The organism is Methylobacterium sp. Leaf117 (assembly GCF_001422985.1).
Lineage (GTDB): Bacteria > Pseudomonadota > Alphaproteobacteria > Rhizobiales > Beijerinckiaceae > Methylobacterium.
On the sequence record NZ_LMNL01000027.1, the window covers coordinates 1 to 5,213 of the forward strand.

Here is a 5,213-nt window from a genome sequence, read left to right on the forward strand (position 1 = left end):
GCGCCATCGCCACCCGCTACGAGAAGACTGCCGTCAGCTTCATGGGCGTCCTCTCCCTCGCAGCCGCCCTCGATTGGCTCAAGCGATAACACGCCCTAAGGGTCTGAGCGGCCCTGCTACGCCAGCTGCTGACAAGATCGAGAAGCCAACCCCGGCTGAGATCAAGAAGTCGATCACGCCCGACGCTCTCATCAGCTTCGAGGATGGCAAGCCCTACAAGACGCTGAAGCGCCACTTGACCATCCGTGGCCTTACCCCCGAGGCTTATCGGACGAGGTACGGCCTCCCCGTCGACTATCCCATGACCTCTGCAAGCTACTCGGAGCAGCGTTCTAAGCTCGCTCACGCCCTTGGTCTCGGACAACAGCGACGGGGCCAAGCAAAGGCTGTTGCGCCAGATGAGACGGTTTCAGAAGCGCCGGTCGAGCCGAAGCAGAAGAAGGCTAGACGGGCACCTAAAGCCTCATGAGTTAGGTTGGCTGTCGATAGGTATGTGACCGCCAAGCGACAGCCGATGTTTTACATTTGTTCCACAGGCGGAAGGCCTCGCTTCGGGCTGAAAAGTGGATCAGATCGAGGGAGCACCCTCGCTTCTGGTCCCGTCCCATGCTGATCGCTTCCCGCTCCGTCTTGCAGCAGCACCGCGAGGTCGCCGCTGTGTTGGCAACGTACGGGATGTTCCTTGGCGGCATCCTGGCGCTCGCCTGGGTGATTGCCTGACGCCCCGCCTTGCGGCGGGTTGCGTCCCGCCTGCGGATGCCGGAGACGCCGTGCGTCGTCGTGACGGAAGACGACATCAACGCTGAGCTGGCGATGATCGATGAAAACCTGTGCCGGACGGACATGACCCTGGCCGAGCGAGCCCGGATCATGGCCCGACGGCAAGAACTTCATAGGGAGAAGCATCCCGATCAGAAGCTAGGCTCACCTGGGGCGAAGGCTCGATGGAATGCAGGCGAAATTGTTTCGCCTGCATTTACCTCGGAAGTCGCAGCAATCACAGGCAAGGTCGAGCGCGTCGTGCAACTCGACATTTCCCGCGGGACGAAGATCGGTGAACAAGCCCTCACGCTTGTGACCCGCACGCCGCTCGATAACGCACGCTACCTCGACACCCTGAAGCACGTCACCAAGGACGAGCAGGTCGCGCGCGTCCAGCACGACCTCGCCAACCCGCCCGAACGACCCCCTTCGCAGTCCGATCCCGATGCAGCCGGCCGTGAAGCGCAAGCTCCGCAGCAGCTACGGAGAGCAGTGTACTTCCCACCATGCGCACCTGCGTCTTCGGGTTGGGGGAAGCACGATGAACATGCGGGGCGATTTCGACACGTTTGCTGCCGAACTGCTCGACCAAATCGATGCGGTTCATACGCTTCTGCGTGCCCTTGCAACCACGGCTACCGGACGTGGAGTGCCTTTCGACGTCGGTCTGGATACGCAAAAGCCGGCTGTCGAGGCAGGCGAGCAAAGCTCCCCCTCCTGCCTCGACAACCGGCCTCTCGTCACTCTGCATGAGTGAGCTTTGCAGCTCGCGCCATCAACGGCTCACGAGCGTACCAGTTCGACGTATGACGATGCGGAAAAGTGCGGATGGTAAACGGCTGAAGCTGTACGCCCGCACCCAACCAGCTCGGATGGCGGCCGAACGACTGAGCTAAAGCCGCCGCCCCACATCAGGTCGGGCTAGAGGACGGAATGAGCGACCAGCGATCCGCCGACTTCCTCGCCGTCGTCATGGAGAACGCGGAGCTGCGGCAGCAGCTCGCGGACGTGCAGGATCAGTGCGTGGAATTGGCGGTCGACGCCGGGGAGCTTCACGCAGAGATCGAGATCTTGCGCGCCCGGCTAGCCCAGGCCGAGAAGGATCGCGACGTCTGGCGTACGGAGGCGGAACAGAGCCGGCGCGTGGGCTGAAATCGCCAGGGAGTTATCCACCGACGCCCCTGGCTGCCGCAGCCTCGCGAGGTAGTTCTTCCTGGCGCGACGCAGATGCCGGCTCCCGAGCCCCGCACACGTCTGCACCCCGTGGCCGAGGACTTTGGCGAGACCAGCGGCATGGCGGGAGAAGGCCGGGGACACCTTGGGTGCCCCGGCCTGCCCCAAGTTCGGGCACGCTTCCGACCCTACTCCGACCTTCGCGCCGTCAGGCTACAACGACCGGAACTGACGCAGAGCGGATCATCAACCGTGAACTTGAAGGTTCCTTATTAACATTGGATCACAGAAGGGGATCAGGCGGTTCGAACCGGTCGATGAACCGCATGCCATCCCAGAGGTCGACGGCATGCCCATCAACAAGGGCTCGTGCCTTGTCCGTAGCTTCGCTGTCATCCGAGGCTGAAATCGGTGTGTTCAGAACCCCGCCTCCGCCGGCGTTGAGCATCACGGCTCGGTAGCACGGTGCCCCATCTGGCTCGGCAGATGGGGGCCCAGTCACCGGATCAGCCACGTGCCCGTGTAGGTCACAGCAGCCGAATAGACGGGATGCCCGTCCTCGTCCGTTACCAGAACCGAAAAGGCTTGGTGTTCTCCGTCCTTTTGGACCTCGTGAGCTGCGATCGCAGGCAGAATCGTCTTCGCGTGACGAGCCGCTTCTTCGTGACTAGGAAGGTCTGTTCCCTCCTCATCGCGGTAGGTATGACCGTCATGGATATCGAAGAAATAACGAGGCACAGGGCTCTCCGCGCATTCAGGGCGGGAGCACACAGGGTCTCACAGGCGCGGAAGGCCAGAATTCAAGGCCGCGATAGTCTACTTTTAGACGATACGACAACGTTGCGTTTTAACTTATGTAGGGTTGATATCATTCTAGAAGCAAGCGTCTGGTAGCGCACAAAGTCGCGGGACGAGCAAAACAGAGGATTACGCCTCAGCTGTCTTCCTTTGGTTCTCAAGGTTTCAGGTCCAACTCACCTTATGCCCTCTCAGCGCTGGTCGAGACCCGCATCCGCAACGGTGTCACTGAATGGCACCGTCAGCACGCATTGGGCGTCGTCATCCTCGATCTCGAAAGAGCATATGAACCAGTCGTGGATGAGGTCCATGCGCGTTGTAGCAATCATATCGCGTGCCGCTTCCAAGGCGCGCTCTTTCGCAGCCGTTAGATCCGGCAACTCCTCACCTTCTGGGTCCACTGCCAGTCCATTAGGCCCCGGACGGAACCGAATGTTGAAGTAGTAGCGGGGCATACTCACACTCCGTCGATGAGGCGCGCGTACTCAGCTTCAGGTAAGCCGTAGCTACCTCCAGCAAGGTCAATCAAGCCCTCTCGGTCTTGAACCGTAATACGCCCACGATGGGCCTTAATCAGGTGCCGGCCTTCCAGAACGTGAACTGCCTGGGTCACACCAGCGCGGCGCACCCCGAGCATGAACGACAAGGCCTCATGTGTGATTGGGATCTCGTCGCCGTCCGAGCGGTCGTGGCACATCAGCATCCAGCGCGCGAGGCGCACGGGCGTGGTGTAGGCGGCGTTTGCGCAGGCAAACTGCTGGGCCTGAACCAGCCGGGTTTGAAGATAGCGCAGCATCAGCGTGCGCAAGGTCGGACTATTGTCGATGGCCGAGCGGAAACGGTTGACGTCGATGGCTAGCATCTCACCGGGGCAAAGGACGAACTCACGGTACACCGTGAAATTGTCAGCGAGCAGGACAGGTGAAGCTCCAACAAGCCCCTCGCGACCGATCAGTCCGACTTCGATGCGCTTGCCTTTAGCATCAGCCGTGACAGAGGCGTATCCAACCTCTGGAAAGAAGAGCTGCGCGACTTGCTCATGAGGCGCGATGAGCGTCTGACGCAACCCGGTCGGTATCAGTTGTAGGTGCGGTTTAAGCAGTCGAAAATCAGCGTGCTGGAGGCGTTGCAGCAGACGGTTTCTGACCGTGTCATGGTGCAGCAAGTCTCAGCCCTCGTCGGCGAATGCGCGTGCCATTCTTCCAAGCTCCCGCGCACAAATACGCCAGGTGCAGACACGCCGCGTATCAGGTTTGTAGCTGTCGGTCACAGGATCCAGTAGGCTTTTGTGTGCTACCCGACACAAAGAAATGTACGATAGACCACAATCAAAACAGCAGGAGCAACGAAACGACGGCCCATGGTTTGAGCCGCCACATCCTATCGGCATTTGTCAAAGTGGTCCGTCGCGGCCGATATTCTCAGGAGTAGGATCGATGAAGCCTTTACACCCTGATGGCCCCCCTCTGAGTGTGAAGTTCTAGATGGAAGTGGCCACAGACAATCCCCTGATCCAGAAACTGCAAGGCCTGGCTCCACTGTCGGCGCTCGACGTCGCTGCTCTGAAGAAAATCACGAGCCAACCGAGGCTGGTCCAGGCGCGCATGGACCTGATTGAGGAGGATGATGTCTCGGACAACGTGTTCATCTTCCTGGAGGGGTTTGCCTGTCGCTACAAACAGCGTCGGACGGGTGCCCGACAAATTGTCAGCTATCTGCTGCCAGGCGATGTCTGCGATGTTGACCCTATTGATCTCCCGCCCCTCGATCATGCTGTCTGTACCATTGCGACCTCCAACGTCGCTCGTATTCCGCGCCGAGCCTGGATCGAACTGTTGCAAGAGCATCCGCACGTCGCGCAGGCATCACGCCTCGCGAAGCGTATCGAGGCCGAGACCACACGCATGTGGCTGGTGAACCTGGGTTGCCGCTCAGCTTTGGAACAGATGGCACATCTGTTCTGTGAACTGATGACGCGCATGGAGGCAGTTGGATTGGCGCGCGATGGCACCTGCCCGCTCCCGCTCATACAAGCCGATCTGGGCCAAACCCTGGGGCTCTCGAACGTGCACGTGAACCGCGTGCTACAAGAAATGCGGCGTCTTGGGCTGATCGAGTGCAAGGGCAAGACCCTACGGCTACTCGATCAGCCGCGCCTTAGACACCTTGCCGAGTTCAGCGCAGACTACCTTCAGCTAAGGCCCCGCCGCACGGTCTAGGCGGCACGGTTCAGAACCATACGTCCCTGGGGTAGGCGGTAGCCGCACAGGGCAGCCGAGAAACCGATCGGACACTGTTGGCGAAGTCGGCGGCTATGCGGCGAGAGCGCTGAATCGTGAGGTGTGGGCCGAGGCCAGGGGTCTGTGCCCGAACCAGGCGGCCAGACGATCCAGGTTGAGGGCAGCGGCCGTGGCCACCCCCTGGAAGGTCGTCTTCGCCAGTCCGCGGTAGCGGGAGCGGCGCAGGCCGAAGCTGCGCAC

6 protein-coding genes and 2 pseudogenes are annotated in these 5,213 nt (G+C 60.7%); 5 read left to right on the forward strand and 3 right to left on the reverse strand.

Translation table 11 applies throughout. The features are described 5' to 3' along the window. The 4 genes and pseudogenes from ASF57_RS26460 to ASF57_RS14485 form a co-directional block, all read left to right on the forward strand. Positions 1 to 89, forward strand: a pseudogene (locus tag ASF57_RS26460) (IS5/IS1182 family transposase); the annotation flags it as partial. A gap of 17 nt (positions 90 to 106) precedes the next feature. Continuing rightward, positions 107 to 469: pseudogene (locus ASF57_RS24860) on the forward strand (MucR family transcriptional regulator); the annotation flags it as partial. Between the two features lie 750 nt (positions 470 to 1,219). After that, a complete protein-coding gene (locus ASF57_RS14480; protein ID WP_210166828.1) occupies positions 1,220 to 1,519 on the forward strand; it encodes a hypothetical protein in 300 nt (99 codons plus the stop codon). A 176-nt stretch (positions 1,520 to 1,695) separates the two neighbouring features. Next, positions 1,696 to 1,914 (forward strand): hypothetical protein, encoded by a 219-nt coding sequence (locus ASF57_RS14485; protein WP_056484656.1) that lies wholly within the window; start codon positions 1,696 to 1,698, stop codon positions 1,912 to 1,914. Between the two features lie 519 nt (positions 1,915 to 2,433). On the opposite strand, the gene ASF57_RS24865 is transcribed toward ASF57_RS14485, so the two are convergent. The 3 genes from ASF57_RS24865 to ASF57_RS14495 form a co-directional block, all read right to left on the reverse strand. Next, positions 2,434 to 2,673 carry a hypothetical protein gene (locus ASF57_RS24865; RefSeq protein WP_082503990.1) on the reverse strand — a complete coding sequence of 80 codons (240 nt, stop codon included), beginning with the start codon at positions 2,671 to 2,673 and terminating at the stop codon, positions 2,434 to 2,436. A gap of 251 nt (positions 2,674 to 2,924) precedes the next feature. Beyond that, on the reverse strand, positions 2,925 to 3,188 hold the full coding sequence (locus ASF57_RS14490) for a hypothetical protein (RefSeq protein WP_056484658.1): 264 nt from the start codon (positions 3,186 to 3,188) through the stop codon (positions 2,925 to 2,927). Positions 3,189 to 3,190: 2 nt separating this feature from the next. After that, positions 3,191 to 3,898, reverse strand: a complete 708-nt coding sequence (locus ASF57_RS14495; protein WP_056484661.1) for a Crp/Fnr family transcriptional regulator — start codon at positions 3,896 to 3,898, stop codon at positions 3,191 to 3,193. Between the two features lie 319 nt (positions 3,899 to 4,217). Between ASF57_RS14495 and ASF57_RS14500 the strand changes: the two genes are divergently transcribed. Next, complete coding sequence (locus tag ASF57_RS14500; RefSeq protein ID WP_056484662.1) at positions 4,218 to 4,952, forward strand: Crp/Fnr family transcriptional regulator; 735 nt, start codon at positions 4,218 to 4,220, stop codon at positions 4,950 to 4,952. Positions 4,953 to 5,213 lie beyond the last annotated feature (261 nt).

Bases quoted from the DNA above. Each gene is read 5' to 3' on its own strand.
- ASF57_RS14500 (WP_056484662.1), top strand. From the start codon at position 4,218: ATGGAAGTGGCCACAGACAATCCCCTGATCCAGAAACTGCAAGGCCTG.
- ASF57_RS14485 (WP_056484656.1), top strand. From the start codon at position 1,696: ATGAGCGACCAGCGATCCGCCGACTTCCTCGCCGTCGTCATGGAGAAC.
- ASF57_RS14490 (WP_056484658.1), bottom strand. From the start codon at position 3,188: ATGCCCCGCTACTACTTCAACATTCGGTTCCGTCCGGGGCCTAATGGA.